General features: G+C 53.0%; 1 pseudogene. It reads left to right on the top strand.

From position 1 onward, the window contains the following. Positions 1–202 (top strand): annotated as a pseudogene (locus tag JHD62_RS22455) (hypothetical protein); the annotation flags it as partial.

Here is a 202-nt window from a genome sequence, read left to right as displayed (position 1 = left end):
CGGCCAAGAAAGCCAAGAAAGTAGCCAAGAAAGACGCTTCCGCTCAGAAAGCTCAAGCTGCTGAAGCTTCCGCTCCGGCCAAGAAAGCCAATAAAGTAGCCAAGAAAGACGCTTCCGCTCAGAAAGCTCAAGCTGCTGACGCTTCCGCTCCGGCCAAGAAAGCCAAGAAAGTAGCCAAGAAAGACGCTTCCGCTCAGAAAGC

Origin of the sequence: Aquitalea sp. ASV11 (assembly GCF_016429185.1) — a bacterium.
GTDB lineage: Bacteria > Pseudomonadota > Gammaproteobacteria > Burkholderiales > Chromobacteriaceae > Aquitalea > Aquitalea pelogenes.
The sequence above is the reverse complement of the archived record's forward strand: the minus strand, read 5'-3'. Positions and strand labels throughout refer to the sequence as shown.